The sequence below is a fragment of the Pseudomonas sp. NFACC05-1 genome (assembly GCF_900100135.1).
GTDB lineage: Bacteria > Pseudomonadota > Gammaproteobacteria > Pseudomonadales > Pseudomonadaceae > Aquipseudomonas > Aquipseudomonas fluorescens_Q.
This window is the reverse complement of the sequence record NZ_FMTR01000016.1, coordinates 36,457-54,967: the sequence shown is the minus strand read 5'-3', so window position 1 is coordinate 54,967 and position 18,511 is coordinate 36,457. Positions and strand designations below refer to the sequence as shown.

General features: G+C 63.7%; 18 protein-coding genes. 10 read left to right on the top strand and 8 right to left on the bottom strand.

Translation table 11 applies throughout. The features are described 5' to 3' along the window. Window positions 1-31: 31 nt before the first annotated feature. The 5 genes from BLO97_RS21205 to BLO97_RS21185 all read left to right on the top strand — a co-directional run bounded on the left by BLO97_RS21205 (window position 32) and on the right by BLO97_RS21185 (window position 3,716). The gene (locus BLO97_RS21205; protein ID WP_092145828.1) at window positions 32-1,060 is read left to right on the top strand and encodes a trans-3-hydroxy-L-proline dehydratase; all 1,029 of its coding nucleotides are present in this window, start codon (window positions 32-34) and stop codon (window positions 1,058-1,060) included. A 167-nt stretch (window positions 1,061-1,227) separates the two neighbouring features. Further along, the gene (locus tag BLO97_RS21200) at window positions 1,228-2,145 is read left to right on the top strand and encodes a dihydrodipicolinate synthase family protein (protein ID WP_063320805.1); all 918 of its coding nucleotides are present in this window, start codon (window positions 1,228-1,230) and stop codon (window positions 2,143-2,145) included. A 137-nt stretch (window positions 2,146-2,282) separates the two neighbouring features. After that, window positions 2,283-2,837, top strand: coding sequence for a DinB family protein (locus tag BLO97_RS21195; protein WP_092347843.1), 555 nt, complete (start codon window positions 2,283-2,285; stop codon window positions 2,835-2,837). A 25-nt stretch (window positions 2,838-2,862) separates the two neighbouring features. Continuing rightward, window positions 2,863-3,213 (top strand): DUF6152 family protein, encoded by a 351-nt coding sequence (locus tag BLO97_RS21190; protein ID WP_092145832.1) that lies wholly within the window; start codon window positions 2,863-2,865, stop codon window positions 3,211-3,213. Continuing rightward, window positions 3,213-3,716, top strand: coding sequence for a DUF6644 family protein (locus tag BLO97_RS21185; protein WP_092225202.1), 504 nt, complete (start codon window positions 3,213-3,215; stop codon window positions 3,714-3,716). The genes BLO97_RS21190 and BLO97_RS21185 overlap by 1 nt, the downstream gene beginning before the upstream one ends. A 52-nt stretch (window positions 3,717-3,768) precedes the next feature. On the opposite strand, the gene BLO97_RS21180 is transcribed toward BLO97_RS21185, so the two are convergent. The 5 genes from BLO97_RS21180 to BLO97_RS21160 all read right to left on the bottom strand — a co-directional run bounded on the left by BLO97_RS21180 (window position 3,769) and on the right by BLO97_RS21160 (window position 9,137). Continuing rightward, entirely contained in the window at window positions 3,769-4,833 is a 1,065-nt protein-coding gene (locus BLO97_RS21180) for a 2,3-butanediol dehydrogenase (protein ID WP_225917632.1), read from the bottom strand. Window positions 4,834-4,918: 85 nt separating this feature from the next. Further along, on the bottom strand, window positions 4,919-6,031 hold the full coding sequence (locus BLO97_RS21175) for an acetoin dehydrogenase dihydrolipoyllysine-residue acetyltransferase subunit (protein ID WP_092225197.1): 1,113 nt from the start codon (window positions 6,029-6,031) through the stop codon (window positions 4,919-4,921). Continuing rightward, window positions 6,031-7,047 (bottom strand): alpha-ketoacid dehydrogenase subunit beta, encoded by a 1,017-nt coding sequence (locus BLO97_RS21170; RefSeq protein ID WP_014339122.1) that lies wholly within the window; start codon window positions 7,045-7,047, stop codon window positions 6,031-6,033. The genes BLO97_RS21175 and BLO97_RS21170 overlap by 1 nt, the downstream gene beginning before the upstream one ends. Window positions 7,048-7,083: 36 nt before the next feature. After that, entirely contained in the window at window positions 7,084-8,061 is a 978-nt protein-coding gene (locus BLO97_RS21165) for a thiamine pyrophosphate-dependent dehydrogenase E1 component subunit alpha (RefSeq protein ID WP_063320801.1), read from the bottom strand. A gap of 2 nt (window positions 8,062-8,063) precedes the next feature. After that, a complete protein-coding gene (locus BLO97_RS21160) occupies window positions 8,064-9,137 on the bottom strand; it encodes an ATP-NAD kinase family protein (RefSeq protein WP_092347837.1) in 1,074 nt (357 codons plus the stop codon). A gap of 343 nt (window positions 9,138-9,480) precedes the next feature. Here BLO97_RS21160 and BLO97_RS21155 point away from each other — a divergent pair, with 343 nt between their 5' ends. Beyond that, a complete protein-coding gene (locus BLO97_RS21155) occupies window positions 9,481-11,346 on the top strand; it encodes a sigma-54-dependent Fis family transcriptional regulator (RefSeq protein WP_092347834.1) in 1,866 nt (621 codons plus the stop codon). 4 nt (window positions 11,347-11,350) lie between these two features. Here BLO97_RS21155 and BLO97_RS21150 read toward each other — a convergent pair whose 3' ends face one another. The 3 genes from BLO97_RS21150 to BLO97_RS21140 all read right to left on the bottom strand — a co-directional run bounded on the left by BLO97_RS21150 (window position 11,351) and on the right by BLO97_RS21140 (window position 13,553). Then, a complete protein-coding gene (locus BLO97_RS21150; protein WP_063320798.1) occupies window positions 11,351-11,680 on the bottom strand; it encodes a hypothetical protein in 330 nt (109 codons plus the stop codon). Between the two features lie 229 nt (window positions 11,681-11,909). Then, on the bottom strand, window positions 11,910-13,121 hold the full coding sequence (locus BLO97_RS21145) for a cytochrome c biogenesis protein DipZ (protein ID WP_092145846.1): 1,212 nt from the start codon (window positions 13,119-13,121) through the stop codon (window positions 11,910-11,912). Window positions 13,122-13,289: 168 nt separating this feature from the next. Beyond that, window positions 13,290-13,553 carry a DUF2790 domain-containing protein gene (locus BLO97_RS21140; protein ID WP_092145848.1) on the bottom strand — a complete coding sequence of 88 codons (264 nt, stop codon included), beginning with the start codon at window positions 13,551-13,553 and terminating at the stop codon, window positions 13,290-13,292. Between the two features lie 223 nt (window positions 13,554-13,776). Here BLO97_RS21140 and BLO97_RS21135 point away from each other — a divergent pair, with 223 nt between their 5' ends. The 4 genes from BLO97_RS21135 (at window position 13,777) to BLO97_RS21120 (ending at window position 18,464) form a co-directional block, all read left to right on the top strand. Next, complete coding sequence (locus BLO97_RS21135) at window positions 13,777-14,517, top strand: response regulator (RefSeq protein ID WP_003202589.1); 741 nt, start codon at window positions 13,777-13,779, stop codon at window positions 14,515-14,517. Next, window positions 14,514-15,824 carry an ATP-binding protein gene (locus tag BLO97_RS21130; protein WP_092225189.1) on the top strand — a complete coding sequence of 437 codons (1,311 nt, stop codon included), beginning with the start codon at window positions 14,514-14,516 and terminating at the stop codon, window positions 15,822-15,824. Before BLO97_RS21135 ends, BLO97_RS21130 begins: the two co-directional genes overlap by 4 nt. A 148-nt stretch (window positions 15,825-15,972) precedes the next feature. Next, complete coding sequence (locus tag BLO97_RS21125; protein WP_092347831.1) at window positions 15,973-17,772, top strand: thiamine pyrophosphate-requiring protein; 1,800 nt, start codon at window positions 15,973-15,975, stop codon at window positions 17,770-17,772. An 11-nt stretch (window positions 17,773-17,783) separates the two neighbouring features. Further along, window positions 17,784-18,464: a DUF2238 domain-containing protein gene (locus tag BLO97_RS21120; protein WP_092347828.1), complete on the top strand. Its 681-nt coding sequence runs from the start codon at window positions 17,784-17,786 to the stop codon at window positions 18,462-18,464. Window positions 18,465-18,511 lie beyond the last annotated feature (47 nt).

Sequence of the window (18,511 nt, the reverse complement as noted above, 5' to 3'; positions counted from 1 at the left end):
GGCCCCGCCAGACAACACAAGGATTTGATCCATGCGCTCATCAAAAATCATCCACGTCGTCAGTTGCCACGCCGAAGGCGAAGTCGGCGATGTGATCGTCGGCGGCGTCGCCCCACCACCCGGCGCCACCGTGTGGGAACAGTCACGCTGGATCGCCCAGGACCAGACCCTGCGCAACTTTGTCCTCAACGAACCCCGTGGCGGCGTGTTCCGCCACGTCAACCTGCTGGTGCCAGCCAAGGACCCGCGGGCGCAAATGGCCTGGATCATCATGGAACCGGCCGATACCCCGCCGATGTCCGGCTCCAACTCGCTGTGCGTCGCCACCGTGTTGCTGGACAGCGGCATCCTGCCAATGACCGAACCCCAGACCCGACTGGTGCTGGAAGCACCCGGCGGCCTGATCGAAGCGGTGGCCGACTGCCGCGACGGCAAGGTGCAACGGGTCGAGATCAAGAACGTGCCCTCCTTCGCCGACCGCCTCGATGCCTGGATCGAAGTCGAGGGGTTGGGCTCGTTGCAGGTGGACACCGCCTACGGCGGCGACAGCTTCGTCATCGTCGACGCCCAGCGCCTGGGCTTTGCCATTCGCCCCTTTGAGGCCGCCGAGCTGGTGGCCGTGGGCTTGAAGATCACCCGCGCCGCCAACGAACAATTGGGCTTCGTGCATCCGCTGAACCCCGACTGGTCGCACATCTCGTTCTGCCAGATCGCCGCGCCCATCGTCCAGGAAAACGGCATCGCCACCGGCGCCAATGCCGTGGTGATCCAGCCCGGCAAGATCGACCGTTCTCCCACCGGCACCGGTTGCTCGGCACGTATGGCGGTGCTGCACGCCAAGGGCTTGATGCAGGTCGGCGAGCGTTTTATCGGCCGCTCGATCATCGGCTCCGAATTCCACTGCCGCATCGACTCTTTGACCGACGTGGCCGGACGCCCGGCGATCTACCCGTGCATCGCCGGGCGGGCGTGGATCACCGGGACCCATCAGCTGTTGCTCGACCCGGCCGATCCGTGGCCCCAGGGCTATCGGCTTTCGGACACCTGGCCTGGCGCATGATCTTTCAACTTGCACACACCCCTGTGGCGAGGGGATTTATCCCCGTTGGGCTGCGAAGCAGCCCCCTGGTTCCTACTGATACACCGAGTCGCCAGATTTCAGGACCGCTTCGCGGCCCAACGGGGATAAATCCCCTCGCCACATACCGTTAACCACCGGAGACAACCATGAGCAAACGCATCAACTGGAGCGGCGTCTTCCCTGCCGTCACCACCCAATTCAACGATGACTTTTCCATCAATCTGGAAAAAACCCACCAAGTGATTTCCAACGTCATCCGTGATGGCGTTTCCGGCCTGGTGGTCTGCGGTTCGGTGGGGGAAAACACCTCCTTAAGCGCCGAGGAAAAAATCGCCGTGACCGAAGTCGCGGTAGATGCCTCTCGCGGCCGCGTGCCGGTGATCTGCGGCGTGGCCGAGTTCACCAGCGTGCAAGCCGCCAAGGTTGCCAACGCAGTGCGCAAGGTCGGCGTCGATGGGGTAATGCTGATGCCGGCGCTGGTCTATGGCTCCAAGCCCTTCGAGACCGCCGAGCATTTCCGCTACGTAGCCCGGCATGCCGATGTGCCGCTGATGGTCTACAACAACCCGCCGATCTACAAGAATGACGTGACACCGGACATCCTGATTTCCCTGGCCGATTGCGACAACGTGGTGTGTTTCAAGGACTCCTCCGGCGACACCCGGCGCTTCATCGACGTGCGCAATGAAGTCGGCGACCGCTTCGTGCTGTTCGCCGGCCTCGATGACGTAGTGCTGGAAAGCCTCGCCGTGGGAGCCGAAGGTTGGGTCTCGGGCATGTCCAACGTGTTCCCGCAGGAAGGCGAGACCATTTTCCGCCTGGCCCGCGCCGGACGGTTCGCCGAAGCGATGCCGATCTACGAATGGTTGATGCCGATCCTGCACCTGGACGCTCGCGCCGATCTGGTGCAATGCATCAAGCTGTGCGAAGCCATCGCCGGCCGCGGCAGCGCCCTCACCCGCCCACCGCGCCTGGCCTTGCCAGAGGAAGACCGGCTGTACGTGGAACAGATCATGGCCAAGGCCATGGCCAATCGGCCGGTGTTGCCGGATGTGGGGCTTTAAGGTCCGGCCTAACCCGTAAGCCCACCCTGTGGGAGAGGGCTTGCTCGCGGTAGCGGTCTGCCAGAGCCGGCTATGCTGGATGTGCCGTCCCTCTTCGCGAGCAAGCTCATTCCCACAACGTTTCGATGAGGCTTTCCATGAATTACTTCCTGGCCCAGGCCCTGAACAACCGATGGGCCAACCACAGGCTGCTCGGCGCCTGCACGCAGCTGAGCGAGACAGACTACGAGGCGCCGCGCACGGGGTTCTTCCCGTCCATCCAAGCCACGCTGTGCCACATCCTGGAAGTGGACCGTTATTACCTCACCGCTCTGGAAGGCGACCGGGACGGCCAGATAAAGGACTTTTCTGAAACCCTGGCCTTTGCCCAACTGAAGCAAAGCCAAACCCAAACCGACCAGCGGCTGGTGGCGTTCTGCGAAGCCCTGCGGGAAACAGACCTCGCCCGCTGCGTCGACCTGGTGCGGGCCGACGGTGTCGTGCGCGAACGAATCGACCGGCTGCTGTTGCACCTGTTCGAACATCAGATCCATCATCGTGGGCAGGTCCACACCATGCTCAGCGCCACCCACGTCGAGCCGCCACAACTCGATGAGTTCTTTCTCGACTGCGACCGACCGTTGCGCAAGGACGAGGAACAGCGGCTTCAACTCGATGAACGGCGGGTCTGGCGCGATTACGTGCCTGGTTGAACCGCCCCCAAAAGGAAACCTTGCCATGAACGTTATCCTTCGTTGCATCGGTTTGGCGTCAATGCTGATGGCCACGGCAGCACTCGCTCACCACGGCTGGAGTGAATACGACGCCAGCACCCCGTTGGAACTCGACGGCACCATCAAGGAAGCCGGTTACTCCCATCCCCATGGCTACGTGCACCTGCAGACCACCGACAAAACCTGGACCGTCGTGCTGGCCCCGCCGTCACGCATGGAGAATCGGGGCCTGACCAAAGACATGCTCAAAGCGGGTAACCGGGCCACCGTGGTCGGCTATGCAAACCGCAACAAACCCGACGAATTGCGCGCCGAACGCATCACCATCGACGACAAGACCACCGAGTTGCGCTGATGCAGGCCTCCCAGGCTGGCGCGACCCAAGGCTGGATGGACCAACTGGGGGATTCATCCCTGGCGCTGGCCATGCGCAGCGAGCTGTGGCTCTACCCGCTGGTGGAAGTCGTGCACATCATCGGCTTTTCGGTGCTGGTGGGCGCGGTGGTGATGTTCGACCTGCGTATCCTGGGGCTATCCAAGGGCATCGCCGTGACCGCCCTGGCCCGTCATCTGCTGACCTGGGCCATTGCGGCCCTGCTGCTGATCGTGCCTGCCGGGCTGATGATGTTCAGCGCGCACCCCCATGATTTTGCCGGCAACGACGTCTTCGTCCTCAAGCTCTGCCTGATCGCGACGGCGGGCCTCAACGCCCTGGTGTTCCACGTTGGAACCTACCGCGGCGTCCAGCAATGGAATATCGGCCACAAGGCACCCGGCCTGGCCAGAATCCAGGCGCTGGTGTCGATGGCGCTATGGATCGCGGTGATCTGCTGCGGCCGCCTGCTGGCTTATACCTGAAAAAATGCGATGGCCGCTGCCGGCCATCGCCAAATCGCCCACCCGGGCGCTCTCAGATCCGTGCAGGAGACACGATGATCTTCACGTTGTGTTCCTTGTTGTTCACCAGTTCCTCGAAGCCCTGCCCGACGATCTCCTCCAACTGGATGCGCCCGGTCACCAGCGGCGAGATGTCCAGGCGTCCGTCGGCGATGAAGGCAATCACATCGGCGAATTCACCGTTGTAAGCCAGCGCGCCAAGCACTTGCTTCTCGGTGGAGACCAGTTCAAAGAAGTTGAACTCGCTCGGTTCCTCGAAAATGCCCACCAACACACATTTGCCGGCCTTGCGGATCAGGTCGATGGCCAGTTTGGCGGTGTGCTTGTTGCCGATGCACTCGAAACTGACATCGGCCCCCAGGCCACCGGTCAGGCGGCGGACTTCGGCCAGGGCGTCGCATTCGTTCGGATCGATCACATGACTGGCCCCGACTTCCAGGGCCTTGGCCTTGCGGGCACCGGACATTTCCAGGGCGATCACCTGGGCCGCCCCGGCGGCCTTGGCGCACATGATGGTGCACAGGCCGATGGTCCCGGCGCCGACCACCACGACGTTCTGGCCCAGCAGGCTCCCGGCTTTTTTCACCGCATGCATGCCCACCGCCAACGGCTCGATCAGCGCGCCGGCCTCGGCCGGGAAATCGGCGGGCAGTTTGTAAAGCAGGTTGGCTGGCACGTTGACCAGTTCCGCGAACGCACCGTTGTTCATCAGCCCGGTGAAGGCCAGGTTCTCGCAAATGTTGTAGAGGCCGTGGGTGCAGTAATAGCAGGTGCCGCAGTGCTGGCAGGCGTCCGCCGCCACCGGTTCACCGACACTGAAGCCTTCGACACCGGCGCCCAGTTCGACGATCTCGCCGCAGAACTCATGGCCAAGGATGCACTGGCCCTTGATCCCGGTCAGCGGGTGTGGCGCGTCCACCGGGATGAACACCGGCCCGGCCACGTATTCATGCAGGTCGGAACCGCAGATGCCGCACCATTGCACGCGGATCTGCACCCAACCGGCGGGCGGCGAAACCGGCAGTGGCACGTCTTCGACGCGGATGTCGTTGCGGCCATGCCAGACAGCGGCGCGCATGCTGTGGGTCGGCTTGATTGAAACGTTCATGACGTTGCCTCCAGAAGTTTTGTTGGGGCGACGAATCACCTCGCCGCCCGCTTGATCAGTGCTGCTCAATGAATGCCAGGATCAACGAGTTGACCTGTTCGGCCGCTTCCATCTGCACCATGTGACCCTGACCGGGCAGCACCTCGACCTGTGCGCTCAATCCTTCGCTGTGGGTCACTGGAATGATGGCGTCGTCGCTGCCCCAGACCACCAGGGTCGGCACCTGGCCGGCCTGTACCACTTCGCGCAGGTCGGTTTGCTGGCGGCCATCGGCGAATAACCTCGAGGACAGCTGTTGCAACGCGGCGTCCACACCCTCCAGGCGCTTGTACTTGAGCATGTCGTCAAGCATTTGCCGGTTGACCAGTTCGGCATTGGAAAACAGTTGCACCAGTTGCGGCTTGAGGGCGTTGCGGTTGGCCGCTTCGACAAAACCTTGCAGGTAGCTGCCGTTGATCTCCGAACCCAGCCCGGCGCTGCCGATCAAGGTCAGGGAACGCACTCGCCGGGGCGCCAGCCGTGCCGTGTTCAGCGACACGGCGCCGCCCATGGAATGCCCGACGAGGTGCACAGCGTTGATGTCCAGGTGATCGAGCAAGGCCAGCACCACGCCGCTCAACTCATCCAGATCGCCCCGTTGCAAGACCTTGCCGGACTCACCATGGCCCGGCAGGTCCAGGGCAATGACCCGGCGCCCGGCCGCCAGTGCTTCATGGTTGAACAGCCAGTTGTTCAAGTCGCCGCCGAAACCATGCACCAGCAACAACGGCGTACCGCCCTCGCCGCGCTCGAAATAGCGGATCAAGCGGCCATCCAATTCGACTTTCTGCGGTTTCGGCCCACTGTCTTCGTCGGCCGCATCGCCGGGCACAAAGGTCGATTGGAACTGTTCGATGACCGCGTCGATCTCGGCATCGCTGGCTTCGCCGTCGACCACGATGCCGAGCAAGGCGCCGACCGCCAGGGTTTCGTCCTGCCGGGCGATCTGGCGGCGCAGGACTCCGGAAAACGGCGCTTCGACACTGCTGGAGATCTTGTCGGTCTCGACGTCCATCACTTCATCGCCCTTGGTGATGGCCTGGCCCTCCTCCTTGAGCCAGGCATCGACCCGGCCCTCGGTCATCGACAGGCCCCACTTGGGCATGGTCAAGGTATGAATCTGGCTCATCAGCGCTTGCTCCACTCGATCACGTTGAGCACGGCTTGTTCGATCTTCGCCGCGTCAGGGATGTACAGGTCTTCCAGCGAATCGGAGAACGGCACCGGGGTGTGCGGCGCGGTGACCATTTCAATCGGCGCCTTGAGCGCGCCAAAGGCTTTCTGCGCCACCAGCGCCGAAATATCGGTGGCCATGGAACAGCGTGGGTTGGCCTCATCGATCACCACCAGGCGCCCGGTCTTCTCGACACTTTCGAGGATGCTGTCCTCGTCCAGCGGGCTGGTGGTGCGTAGATCGATGACTTCGCAGTCGATGCCACGCCCGGCCAGGCTCCGCGCCGCGTCCATGGCGGTGTTGACGGTGCGCCCGTAGGACACGAGGGTCACGTCCTTGCCGTCGCGCAGGAAATTGGCCTCGCCAAAGGGGATGGTGTAGAGCTCTTCCGGCACCTCGCCCTGCATGCTGTAGAGCAATTTGTGCTCGCAGAAGATCACCGGGTCGTTGTCGCGGATCGCCTGGATCAGCAGGCCCTTGGCGTCGTAAGGCGACGATGGGCACACTACTTTCAGTCCCGGAATGTGCGTCCACAAGGACGTGAGCATCTGCGAATGCTGGGCGGCGGCGCGCAGGCCGGCGCCAACCATGGTGCGGATCACCAGGGGCGTGGAGGCCTTGCCGCCGAACATGTAGCGAAACTTCGCCGCCTGGTTGAGGATCTGGTCCAGGCAGCACCCGGCAAAGTCGACGAACATCAGTTCGCACACCGGGCGCACGCCGCAGGTGGCGGCCCCAACCGCCGCGCCGACGTAACCGATTTCCGACAGCGGCGTGTCCAGCACGCGTCCGGGGAACTGGTCGTAAAGCCCCTTGGTAACGCCGAGCACGCCGCCCCAGGCGTCGTTTTCACCGGGTGCGCCGGCGCCACCGGCCACGTCCTCACCCATGATGAAGACGCTGGAGTCGCGGCGCATTTCCTGGGCCAGGGCCTCGTTGATTGCCTGCTGATAACTGATTTTTCTCGCCATGATGGGATTCTCTATTGTTGTTATTCAGGGGGGCGTTCAGGGATAGCTGACGTAGACGTCGGTCAGCAGGTCCGCCGCGGAGGGCTTGGGATCGGACTTGGCCTTGTACACGGCGTTTTCAATCAGCATGTCCACCTCCTTGTCGATCTGGTCCAACTGCTCGACGGTGAGCAAGCCGGCCCGAGTGGTGCGCTCGCGGAACTGCATCAGGCAGTCCTGGTTCTCGCGAAAATGCTTGACCTCGTCGGGCGCCCGATAGGTTTGAGCGTCGCCCTCGAAGTGGCCGTAGTAGCGGGTCAGCTTGACCTCGATCAGCGACGGCCCTTCCCCGGCACGGGCGCGTTCGACGGCGGCCCCGGCGGCCTCATGCACGGCAAAGAAGTCAAAGCCATCCACCGTCACTCCGGGCATGCCGAACCCGGCCGCACGATCGGCGATGTGATCGCAGGCCACTGACCAATTGGAGGCGGTGGCTTCGGCGTAGCCATTGTTTTCGGCGATGAACAGGCACGGCAGGTTCCACACCGAGGCCATGTTCATGGCTTCGAACACCGCGCCCTCGTTGGAGCCACCGTCGCCGAAAAACACCACGGCGACGCTATCTGTGCCCTTGAGCCGGGCCGCCAAAGCCGCGCCGACCACCAGGGGCGCGCCGGCTCCGACAATGCCATTGGCGCCGAGCATGCCTTTCTCGAAATCGGCGATGTGCATCGAGCCGCCCTTGCCTTGGCAGACGCCGGTTTTCTTGCCGTAGATCTCGGCCATCATCCCGTAGACGTCCACGCCCTTGGCGATGCAATGGCCGTGACCACGGTGGTTGGACGCGATGCAATCGTCATCACCCAGGTGGGCCATGACGCCGGCGGCCGAGGCTTCTTCGCCGGCATACAGGTGGACGAAACCGGGAATTTCGCCGGTAGCGAACTCCACGTGCAGGCGCTCTTCGAAGGCGCGGATGGTGCGCATCACCTGGTAGGCGTGCAGCAGTTGATCGTGGGTGAGCGGTGTCGACATTTTTATTCTCCTGGGGTGTCTTCTTGAAGATTCAGAGGGTGTTGCGGGTGTTCGCGGCCGATGGCCAGCAAACGGTGTTGCGCGGCGTAGGCCAGCGCCGCATTGACGTCAATGCTCAGCGGCCCGCCGGCATCGAGGGTGACCGTGGGCCGGTCCTGCGCGTTGAATTCGATTTCCCGCTCGCCGTCCAAGGCCAGGGTGCCGCTGGAGAGCGACAGGCCATGGGCGACACCGGGTTCCAGGGGGCCGGCGGCGAGCACGCCACAGCCCTGCAACAGCCCCGGCGCGAGCGGCACCAGCAGCGCTTCGGGGGATTGCGGGTCCAGGCGCATCCAGGCGCCACCCGGGGCCTGGCGTGAAACCGGAAACCACAAGCCGCACAGCGCCGACAGGCCAATGGATTGCGGTTCGGCGAAGGTCACGAAGACTTCGGCCAGGTCCTGTGCCCGACTGATCGCCCGGGCGCCGACAAACCGCAGCGACGACACGGCGACGTCCACCAGGGCGACTTCTCGCAAGCCACGTCCGGCATCACAGACCAACAAGCGCTTGTTGCGGCGCAAGCCGATCGAGTCCGGGATTCGGCCACTGGCGTACAACCCTCCGGCCAGGCCGGCACTGGTGGCCTCGCGCAGTTCGGGAAAGGCGTTGTTAGTGCCGGTGGACAGGGTCAGCAATGGGATGTCCCCCACTTCGGCGGCCACCGCCTTGTGGGTGCCGTCGCCGCCAAGTACGGCGATCAACGCCACCTCGCGCTCGGCCATCAGGCGTGCGGCCCGACGGGTGTCTTCGACGGTCTGGCGCAAGGTCAGGTCGAGGAACTCCAGGGCCGGCCAGTGGCTGCTGCGGGCCTGGCGGCTGTGGCTGTTCTTCAGCACGGCGGCGGCCATGCCAATCATGTCGGTGGGCATCAACACCTGTTCGACGCCAGTGGCGCCGAAAGCGGCCAGCAAGCGCTGGATCACCGAGACCTTGTCAGTGCTGGAAAACAGCCCGGCATTGGCGGTCAGGCGCCGCACGTCACGGCCCGATGCGGGGTTGGCGATGATGCCCACGGTCAATGGCCGGCGACTCATGACGCCACCGTGGAGAGAGCAGGTACACGGCCTGGGCAGGAAACCATAGACACCTCGTTGTTATTATTGGATGACCCGTCGAGCGGGCTCCAGGGGTAGAGCAAGGGCGGTGCCAGTTGTGAAAAAAACCTGCTCAAAGCCCGGGCCAGAGCGGCCCTTCATGGGATTTTCGATGACGCGAACCGAGCCCCGGTGAGACGCTCCATGTCAGGCTGCACGAGGTTGCGGCGAGACCCTGAGACGTGGCGTCTCACACCACCCGAAGAACCCGTCGAGCTTGTCTGGACCCGGCGAACGGCGCTTAATGTGCGGACAACGATAAGAAGCTGAATCGGAGGCCTCTATGCTTTCCGCTCATTCCCGGGCGCACGTGGATTGCGTCAGCCGCGTGGTGAAAAACGCGAACCAATTGCCACAACTGCCGGTCCCGGACCTGATCCTCGACTCCTGGCGTCGCTCCCTGGAGCAACATCACCTGGACCCCGGTTCGCTGCAGGGTCCGCGCATCCTCTCCCAGGACGTGCTCAAGCAATGCCGCGAGCGCTCCGAGCTGTTCCTCAATATCGCCAGCGAAGAAGTGGCCCGCCTCCATGGCCGGGTCCGCGATGCCGACTACTGCGTGCTGTTGACCGATGCCCAGGGCCAGACCATCGACTATCGGGTGGAAACCACGATTCGCAATGACTGCCGCAAGGCCGGGCTGTACCTGGGCACCTGTTGGTCGGAGGGCGAGGAAGGCACCTGCGGCGTGGCGGCAGTGCTCACGGCCAAGGCCCCGGTGACGGTGCACAAGCGCGACCATTTCCGGGCGGCGTTCATTGGCCTGACCTGCTCCGCCGCACCGGTCTTCGACCCCCAGGGAGAATTGCTCGGGGTGCTGGACGTCTCGGCGGTGCGCTCGCCGGATGATCGGCGCTCGCAGCACCTGATCCGGCAAATGGTGGTGCAGAGCGCCCGGGAGATCGAACAGGCGTTTTTCATGAGCAGCGCCCAGGGTTACTGGGTGCTGCGGGCCCATCGCAACGCCGGCTACGTCGACAGCCAGCCGGACTTCCTGTTCGCCTGGGACGACGACGGTTGCCTGCAAGCCCTGAACCCGGCCGCCCGCCAATACCTGCTGCAGCATTACGGGCAGTTGCCGCAACACATCGGCCAGGTGTTCGACCAGCAGTTGCTGCACCGTGCCCGGGACGAAAGCCTCTGCTCGCTCGATCACACCATGCACGGGCGCTTGAGCGCGCCACGCCAGCGGGCCAGTTCACGTTCGCGGGTGGCGATGACCCCGTTGGAAATCGATCCACGCCTGGCCGACAGCCTGCGCCTGGCGGTGCGGGTCAAGGATCGCAACCTGCCGGTGCTGATCCAGGGCGAAACCGGTTCCGGCAAGGAAGTATTCGCCCGGCAGTTGCACCAGGCCAGCCAGCGCCGTGATCGCCCTTTCGTGGCGTTGAATTGCGCCGCTATTCCCGAAAGCCTGATCGAAAGCGAATTGTTCGGCTACGTCGCCGGCGCCTTCACCGGCGCCTCGGCCAAAGGCATGCAGGGCCTGCTGCAACAGGCCGATGGCGGCACCTTGTTCCTCGATGAGATCGGTGACATGCCCCTGGCCTTGCAGACCCGCCTGCTACGCGTATTGGCCGAGGGTGAAGTGGCGCCACTGGGCGCCTCCCGCCGCAAGGCCGTGGACATCCAGGTGATCTGCGCCACTCACCGCGACCTGGAGACCCTGGTGGCCGCTGGCGAATTTCGTGAGGATTTGTATTTCCGCCTCGGTGGTGCGCGTTTCCAGCTACCACCGTTGCGCGAACGCAGCGACCGGCTGGCGTTGATCAATCGAATTCTCGCCGAGGAGTCGGCGCTCTGCGGGGCAACAGTGCAACTGAGCGGCGCGGCGCTGGAATGCCTGCTCGGTTATCACTGGCCGGGCAATGTGCGCCAGTTGCGCCATGTGCTGCGCTATGCGTGCGCGGTGTGCGAAGCCAGCGTGGTCCAACTCAGCCACCTGCCCGAGTCAATGCACCACACGGACGCCGCCGATCACGGGCCGGAGCCGAGCGCCAGCCCGGAACGCCAGGCACTGCTCGATGCCTTGGTGCGCCACCGCTGGAAACCCACCGCTGCTGCCCGGGCCCTGGGCATTTCCCGGGCGACCCTGTATCGACGGGTAAACCTGCATGGCATCGAAATGCCAGGCCGCAGCCCGGCCTGAGGGCCTATCGTCGCGCCAGTTCATGACGGACACATTGTTCGTAGTAGGTCTGCTTGACTGCGGCCGGCTTGAGACGCGAGGCGCTGTTGTAGGTCTGCTCGGTAATGCCCAGGGCGGTCATGCGCATCCAGGGCCGGGGAAACTTGCGTACTTGCAGCTTCTTGCGCGCGCCGTACAGGCTGACGCCGGAAAGCTTCGACGCCTGCGCCCCTGCCGCGATGTCCGAACCCCAGCGGCACACCGACTGCTGGTTTTGCGTCAGCGCCCTGGCCTGGACCTCAAGCGAAACGGCGGCCAGGAGAAACGTCGCCACGACCCACATAGAAATACGCATAGGTTTGTCGCCCAACTTTCTGAAAGAAAAGAAGTTTGATCCTATACAAATGAGCAAGGGGCCAGCACCGCTGCACCGACATGTGGCTATGTGAGCTTTTGTGGCGAGGGCGCTTGCTCCCGCTGGGCTGCGCAGCAGCCCCCCGAAATCGACCTGACAACTGGGTGCGTCAGGAAAATAAAGGGGCCGCTTCGCGCCCCAGCGGGAGCAAGCTCCCTCGCCACAGGTATCACTGGCCTGCCTTGGCCTCCTGCAACAACTGCTGGATCACCTGCTCCTGCTCGCCGTAGCGCCCTTCGCCAAAATGGCTGTAGCGCACCTGCCCCTTGGCATCGATGAAGTAATGGGCCGGCCAATACTGATTGTTGAAGGCGCGCCAGATCGCATACTGATTGTCGATCGCCACCGGGTAGTGGATGTCCAGTTTGCGTACCTGCTCACGGACGTTGTCGATGATCTTCTCGTAGCCGTATTCCGGGGTGTGGACACCGATCACCACCAGCCCGTCCTTTTCATACTTCTTCGCCCAACCGTTCACATAGGGCAAGGTGTGCTGGCAGTTGATGCAGTCGTAGGTCCAGAAGTCCACCAGCACCACCTTGCCCTTGAGTGATTCGCTGCTCAGCGGGGGTGAGTTCAGCCATTGCACCGCGCCGTCCAGCGCAGGCATGGTGCCCTGGGATTCGAGGGCCGGCATGGAACTTGCGCCAGCCTTGCTCACCACATAGTCGATGGCCTTGGGCACGTTTTCCAGCAGGCTTTTTTCCAAGGTGACCGATTGTTGGGAGGAAGTCGCCGCCAACAATCGGTCATCCGCCCCGGTGCCAATCGCCACGGCCGCCAGCAACACCACCGCTCCCGTTCCCCGGCGCAGCCAGGTGGTGATCGGCAGCGAGAGTTTCAGGCGTCCGACCAGCCCGCGCCCGGCCAGGATCAGCGTCCCCAGGGACAAGGCACTGCCCAGGCCGTAGGCGAGCAGCAGCAGACTGGTTTGTGCGCTGGCGCCTTGCAGCATGGCCCCGGTCAGGATCACCCCGAGGATCGGTCCGGCGCACGGTGCCCAGAGCAACCCGGTGGCGACCCCGATCAGCACTGAAGCCACAGGCCCGGCCATCCGCCCGGCGCCGGCGTCCAGGCGATTGCCCAGGCTGACCAGCGGTCGCGCCAGCCAGGTGCCGACCCGACTGAAGATCAGCGACAAGGCAAACACCACCATCACCACCAAGGCGACTTGCCGGCCAACGCTGCTGGCACGCAGCACCCACTCGCTGCTGACCACCGCCAGGCTGGAGACCAGGGCAAACGTCAGCACCATGCCGCCAAGGGTCAGCAGCACCGAGCCACGGGAGCGATCGGCCCGGGCAAACAGAAACGGCACCACCGGAAGAATGCAGGGGCTGAGGATCGTCAGGATCCCGCCGAGAAAAGCGATCAGAAGCATGGCAACACCTCAAAATAATAAGCTGACATAGACCCTGTGGCGAGGGAGCTTGCTCCCGCTGGGCTGCGCAGCAGCCCCCGAAATCGACCTGACAACTGGGTACGTCAGGAAAATAAAGGGGCCGCTTCGCGCCCCAGCGGGAGCAAGCTCCCTCGCCACAAAAGCAGGTCAGTTCTGGTTGCTGCAGTTGTCGGAAAACTTGCGGTAGTCCAACGCCTGCTTGTGGCCTGCCGAATCCAGGTAGGTCATGTGGGCGTTGACCACGCCGCAGGTCGGCTCGGTGTCTTCGCTGAGGGACAGCACTTTCTGGATGTCCAGGTGGGTGCCGTAGGCGTAGGTTTGCGCCTGCACGTTGCTTTCGGCCCGGGCCGACAGTGTGCAAATGTTCAGTGCAGCGAATAGGCAGGCGGCGTAGATGGCTTTGCTGTTCATGGCGATTCCTCGATTCAATGGGTTTACCTGCCGAGGCCTGTTGTGTTGCCTCGATGGACGCCATTGAATGCCGCGCAGGTATCGCGCCTGTATCGAGCCAGGTGGCTTTTTGCATCGCTGTGTATCCGTCGCGCGCCAGATACACTGCAATACAAACCGCCGCGAGCCAGGCCAGCCGGTGCCTGTAGACTGCTCACAACGAAACGCCGAGGAGCTGGACACCATGGATCATGTCGATCACGTGTTGATAGTGGATGACGATCGCGAGATCAGAGAGCTGGTTGGCAACTACCTGAAAAAGAACGGTCTGCGCACCACTGTCGTTGCCGATGGCCGGCAAATGCGCGCCTTCCTGGAAACGACCCCGGTGGACCTGATCGTGCTGGACATCATGATGCCCGGTGACGACGGCCTCGTGCTGTGCCGGGAGCTGCGTGCCGGCAAGCACAAGGCCACGCCGGTACTGATGCTCACCGCGCGCAACGACGAAACCGACCGCATCATCGGCCTGGAAATGGGCGCCGACGATTACTTGGTCAAGCCCTTCGCCGCCCGTGAGCTGCTGGCCCGCATCAATGCCGTGCTGCGCCGCACCCGCATGCTGCCGCCCAACCTGGTGGTCACCGAAAGCGGTCGCCTGCTGGCGTTCGGGCGCTGGCGCCTGGACACCACCGCCCGCCACCTGCTGGACACCGACGGCACCATGGTTGCCTTGAGCGGCGCCGAATATCGTTTGTTGCGAGTCTTCCTCGATCATCCGCAACGGGTGCTCAACCGCGACCAGTTGCTTAACCTCACCCAGGGCCGGGACGCCGACCTGTTCGATCGCTCCATCGATTTGCTGGTGAGTCGCCTGCGCCAGCGCCTGCTGGACGACGCGCGAGAGCCGGCCTACATCAAGACCGTGCGCAGCGAAGGCTACGTGTTCTCGCTGCCGGTGGAGATCCTCGAGGCCTCGGTATGAACCTGTCGTTGCGCTGGCCGCGTACGCTGGCCTCGAGGCTGTCGCTGATCTTCCTGGTCGGCCTGATCCTGGCCCAGGGGCTGTCCTTCGGCGTCCAGTATTACGAGCGCTACCAGAGCGCCAAGTCGACCATGCTCGGCAACCTGGAAACCGACGTCTCGACCTCCGTCGCCATTCTTGACCGTCTGCCTGCCGCCGAACGCCCGGCCTGGCTGCCGAAACTCGCCCGGCGCAACTATGGCTACCTGCTCGACGAAGGCCAGCCCGGACAACCGATGGACCTTGCCGACGCGCCGATCTCGGTCAGTTCGATCCAGGAAGCCATCGGCCAGGCCTACGGCCTGACCTTCAAACAGATTCCCGGACCGAAAATGCACTATCAGGCGCACCTGCGCCTGGGGGACGGAAATCCGCTGACCATCGACGTACGCCCGGCAATGACGCCCCTCTCCCCCTGGCTGCCGATGGTGTTGCTGGGGCAGTTGGCGCTTTTGATCGGCTGCACCTGGCTGGCCGTGCGCCTCGCCGTCGGCCCATTGACCCGACTGGCCGAGGCGGTGGAAACCCTCGATCCTAACGCCCACAGCGTGCGCCTGGACGAGAAAGGCCCGACCGAAGTGGTGCATGCCGCCAAAGCGTTCAACGCCATGCAGGACCGCATCGCTGCCTACCTCAAGGAGCGCATGCAGTTGCTGGCGGCGATTTCCCACGACTTGCAGACCCCCATCACGCGTATGAAGCTGCGCGCTGAATTCATGGACGAGGGGATCGAGAAAGACAAGCTGTGGAGCGACTTGAACGAAATGGAGCACCTGGTGCGTGAAGGTGTGGCCTATGCCCGCAGCATCCACGGCGCCACCGAAGCCAGTTGCCGGATCAGCCTGGATGCGTTCCTCGACAGCCTGGCGTTCGACTACCAGGACACGGGCAAGGACGTGCAATTGACCGGGAAAAACGCCGCCGTCATCGACACCCGTCCCCATGCCCTGCGGCGGGTGCTGGTCAATCTGGTGGACAACGCCCTGAAGTTCGGTGGCTCGGCGCAGATCCATGTGCAGCTCGCCGACAACGGGCAATTGGCGATTCAGGTACTGGACCGCGGCCCCGGGATCAACGAGCAGGAACTGGCCGAAGTGCTCAAGCCGTTCTATCGGGTGGAAAGTTCACGCAACCGGGAAACCGGCGGCACCGGCCTGGGCTTGGCCATCGCCCAGCAATTGGCGATCGCCATGGGCGGCTCACTGACCCTGAGCAACCGCGACGGCGGCGGCTTGTGCGCCGAGTTGCGCCTGGCATTCGCAAGCTGACACAGCCCCTGCGGGAGCCGCCCCCGACCACAGGTCCGCGCCCTTGAAAAAATCGAAACCTTGGACGGCATACGCCGGTCAAGTCCTGTATGAACGTCAACCGCTGTACGTCGCGCCAAGCGACCGCAGCCTGAAACGAGGGACAGGCATGAGCATGACCGTCGGTGATTTTCTGGTGGAACGTCTTTACGAATGGGGGGTTCGCCGTATCTATGGCTATCCGGGCGATGGCATCAACGGCGTCTTTGGCGCCTTGAACCGCGCCCAGGGAAAAATCCGCTTCATCCAGGCCCGCCACGAGGAAATGGCCGCATTCATGGCCTGCGCCCACGCCAAGTTCACCGGTGAGCTGGGCGTCTGCATCGCCACTTCCGGGCCTGGTGCATCCCACTTGGTGACCGGCCTCTACGACGCCCGGATGGACCACATGCCAGTGCTCGCCATCAGCGGCCAGCAGGCGCGCGCCGCACTGGGCGGGCATTACCAGCAGGAACTGGACCTGGTCAGCCTGTTCAAGGACGTGGCCGGAGCATTCGTGCAGCAAGCCAGTGTGCCCGCCCAGGTGCGCCACCTGCTGGACCGCGCCGTACGTACGGCAGTGGGCGAGCGCCGGGTCACGGCATTGATCCTGCCAAACGATCTCCAGGACATGGAATACACCGCGCCACGCCACAAGCACGGTACGGTTCACTCCGGCGTCGGTTACCGCAAGCCCAGCGTCGTCCCCTACGAAGAGGACCTGCGCAAGGCCGCCGAGGTCCTCAATGCCGGCAAGAAAGTCGCCATCCTGGTCGGTGCCGGAGCGCTGCACGCCACCGACGAAGTGATCGCCATTGCCGAGAAACTCGGCGCCGGCGTGGCCAAGGCGCTGTTGGGCAAGGCCGCCGTACCGGATGATCTGCCCTGGGTCACGGGCACCATCGGCCTGCTCGGCACTGAGCCCAGCGACAACCTGATGGCCGGCTGCGACACCCTGCTGATGATCGGTTCCGGCTTCCCCTACGCCGAGTTCCTGCCCCCTGAAGGCCAGGCCCGGGGCGTACAGATCGACATTCAGGCGGACATGCTAAGCCTGCGCTATCCCATGGAGATCAGCCTGCACGGCGACAGCGTCGACACCCTGCGCGCCCTGCTGCCGCTGATCGAAGAAAAACCCGACCGCGCCTGGCGCAAGAAGATCGAGCATTGGCGCGAACGCTGGGAGCGGACCCTGGAAAAACGCGCCCTGGTCTCTGCCAAGCCGATCAATCCGCAGCGCGTCACCTTCGAACTGTCGCCCCGGCTGCCGGAGCGCGCCATCATCACCTGCGATTCCGGCTCCTGCGCCAACTGGTACGCCCGGGACCTCAAGATCCGGCGCGGCATGATGTGTTCGCTGTCCGGTGGCCTGGCGTCAATGGGCGCGGCCGTGCCCTACGCCATCGCGGCGAAGTTCTGTCATCCGGAGCGGCCGGTGATCGCCCTGGTGGGCGATGGTGCCATGCAGATGAACAACATGGCCGAGCTGATCACCGTCGCCAAATACTGGCGTACCTGGGCCAATGGCACCTGGATCTGCGCGGTGTTCAATAATCGGGATTTGAACCAGGTCACCTGGGAACAGCGGGTCATGGAGGGCGATCCGAAATTCGCCGCCTCCCAGGACATCCCCGACGTGCCCTATCACCTGTTTGCCGAATCCATTGGCTTGAAGGGCATCCTGGTGCTGCACGAGGACGACGTGGCCACGGCCTGGGAAACCGCGCTGGCGGCGGGTCGTCCGGTGCTGATCGAGTTTCGCACCGACCCCGATGTGCCACCGCTGCCGCCGCACATCAAGCTGGAACAGGCGAAAAAGTTTGCCTCGACCCTGCTCCAGGGCGACCCGAACGAGCGAGGCATCGTGGTGGAGACCGCCAAGCAGGTCTTGGGCGCCCTGCTGCCGGGCCAGCGCACGGATAAAGAGTGAGGCACGACGCGATGCCAACAGTTGAGCTGCATCGTCGCTATGAACGGTCCCTGCTCCTGGCGTTCTGCGTGGTGTGGGGGTGGCTGGCCATTGCGCCGATAAAACGCAGCGACTGGTTGGCGGAGAACCTGCTGGTCATAGCCTTATTGGTGGTCCTGGTGACCGTTCATCGGCGATTCAGCTTTTCCCGACTGTCCGCCACGCTGTTGTTCGTCTTCCTTTGCATCCATGAAATCGGCGCCCATTACACCTATGCCAAGGTGCCTTACAACCAGTGGTGGCAGACCCTGACGGGAGGCCAGTCGCTTGATCAATTCATGGGGTTCCAGCGCAACCAGTTCGACCGGCTGGTGCATTTCAGCTACGGCCTGCTGCTGGCCTATCCGCTGCGCGAGGCCTTGCTACGGGTTACGCCAGCAACGGGGTTCAGGGGGTACTTCCTGGCCTGGAGCCTGATTCTTGCGTCGTCGGCGATTTACGAAATCATCGAATGGCTGGGCGGCGCCTACATCGGGGGCGATACCGCCAAGGCCTTTGTCGGCGCCCAACAGGACCCATGGGACTCACAAAAAGACATGGCCCTGGCGGCGCTGGCCGCATTCATGACCCTGCTGGCCGCCGCCGGGGTCAGTTACCTGCGCCAGCGGGGCTTCGCCCTCGAATGGACGCTGCGCTTCAAGGCTCGCACCTGACGCAAGCCCCCATATCCGCCGGTTCCTGTGTGATCACGACTAAGTAA

What these genes read in the sequence shown, in the direction of transcription:
- BLO97_RS21205 (WP_092145828.1), top strand. Translation starts at nt 32, where the DNA reads ATGCGCTCATCAAAAATCATCCACGTCGTCAGTTGCCACGCCGAAGGC.
- BLO97_RS21200 (WP_063320805.1), top strand. Translation starts at nt 1,228, where the DNA reads ATGAGCAAACGCATCAACTGGAGCGGCGTCTTCCCTGCCGTCACCACC.
- BLO97_RS21195 (WP_092347843.1), top strand. Translation starts at nt 2,283, where the DNA reads ATGAATTACTTCCTGGCCCAGGCCCTGAACAACCGATGGGCCAACCAC.
- BLO97_RS21190 (WP_092145832.1), top strand. Translation starts at nt 2,863, where the DNA reads ATGAACGTTATCCTTCGTTGCATCGGTTTGGCGTCAATGCTGATGGCC.
- BLO97_RS21185 (WP_092225202.1), top strand. Translation starts at nt 3,213, where the DNA reads ATGCAGGCCTCCCAGGCTGGCGCGACCCAAGGCTGGATGGACCAACTG.
- BLO97_RS21180 (WP_225917632.1), bottom strand. Translation starts at nt 4,833, where the DNA reads ATGCGCGCCGCTGTCTGGCATGGCCGCAACGACATCCGCGTCGAAGAC.
- BLO97_RS21175 (WP_092225197.1), bottom strand. Translation starts at nt 6,031, where the DNA reads ATGAGCCAGATTCATACCTTGACCATGCCCAAGTGGGGCCTGTCGATG.
- BLO97_RS21170 (WP_014339122.1), bottom strand. Translation starts at nt 7,047, where the DNA reads ATGGCGAGAAAAATCAGTTATCAGCAGGCAATCAACGAGGCCCTGGCC.
- BLO97_RS21165 (WP_063320801.1), bottom strand. Translation starts at nt 8,061, where the DNA reads ATGTCGACACCGCTCACCCACGATCAACTGCTGCACGCCTACCAGGTG.
- BLO97_RS21160 (WP_092347837.1), bottom strand. Translation starts at nt 9,137, where the DNA reads ATGAGTCGCCGGCCATTGACCGTGGGCATCATCGCCAACCCCGCATCG.
- BLO97_RS21155 (WP_092347834.1), top strand. Translation starts at nt 9,481, where the DNA reads ATGCTTTCCGCTCATTCCCGGGCGCACGTGGATTGCGTCAGCCGCGTG.
- BLO97_RS21150 (WP_063320798.1), bottom strand. Translation starts at nt 11,680, where the DNA reads ATGCGTATTTCTATGTGGGTCGTGGCGACGTTTCTCCTGGCCGCCGTT.
- BLO97_RS21145 (WP_092145846.1), bottom strand. Translation starts at nt 13,121, where the DNA reads ATGCTTCTGATCGCTTTTCTCGGCGGGATCCTGACGATCCTCAGCCCC.
- BLO97_RS21140 (WP_092145848.1), bottom strand. Translation starts at nt 13,553, where the DNA reads ATGAACAGCAAAGCCATCTACGCCGCCTGCCTATTCGCTGCACTGAAC.
- BLO97_RS21135 (WP_003202589.1), top strand. Translation starts at nt 13,777, where the DNA reads ATGGATCATGTCGATCACGTGTTGATAGTGGATGACGATCGCGAGATC.
- BLO97_RS21130 (WP_092225189.1), top strand. Translation starts at nt 14,514, where the DNA reads ATGAACCTGTCGTTGCGCTGGCCGCGTACGCTGGCCTCGAGGCTGTCG.
- BLO97_RS21125 (WP_092347831.1), top strand. Translation starts at nt 15,973, where the DNA reads ATGAGCATGACCGTCGGTGATTTTCTGGTGGAACGTCTTTACGAATGG.
- BLO97_RS21120 (WP_092347828.1), top strand. Translation starts at nt 17,784, where the DNA reads ATGCCAACAGTTGAGCTGCATCGTCGCTATGAACGGTCCCTGCTCCTG.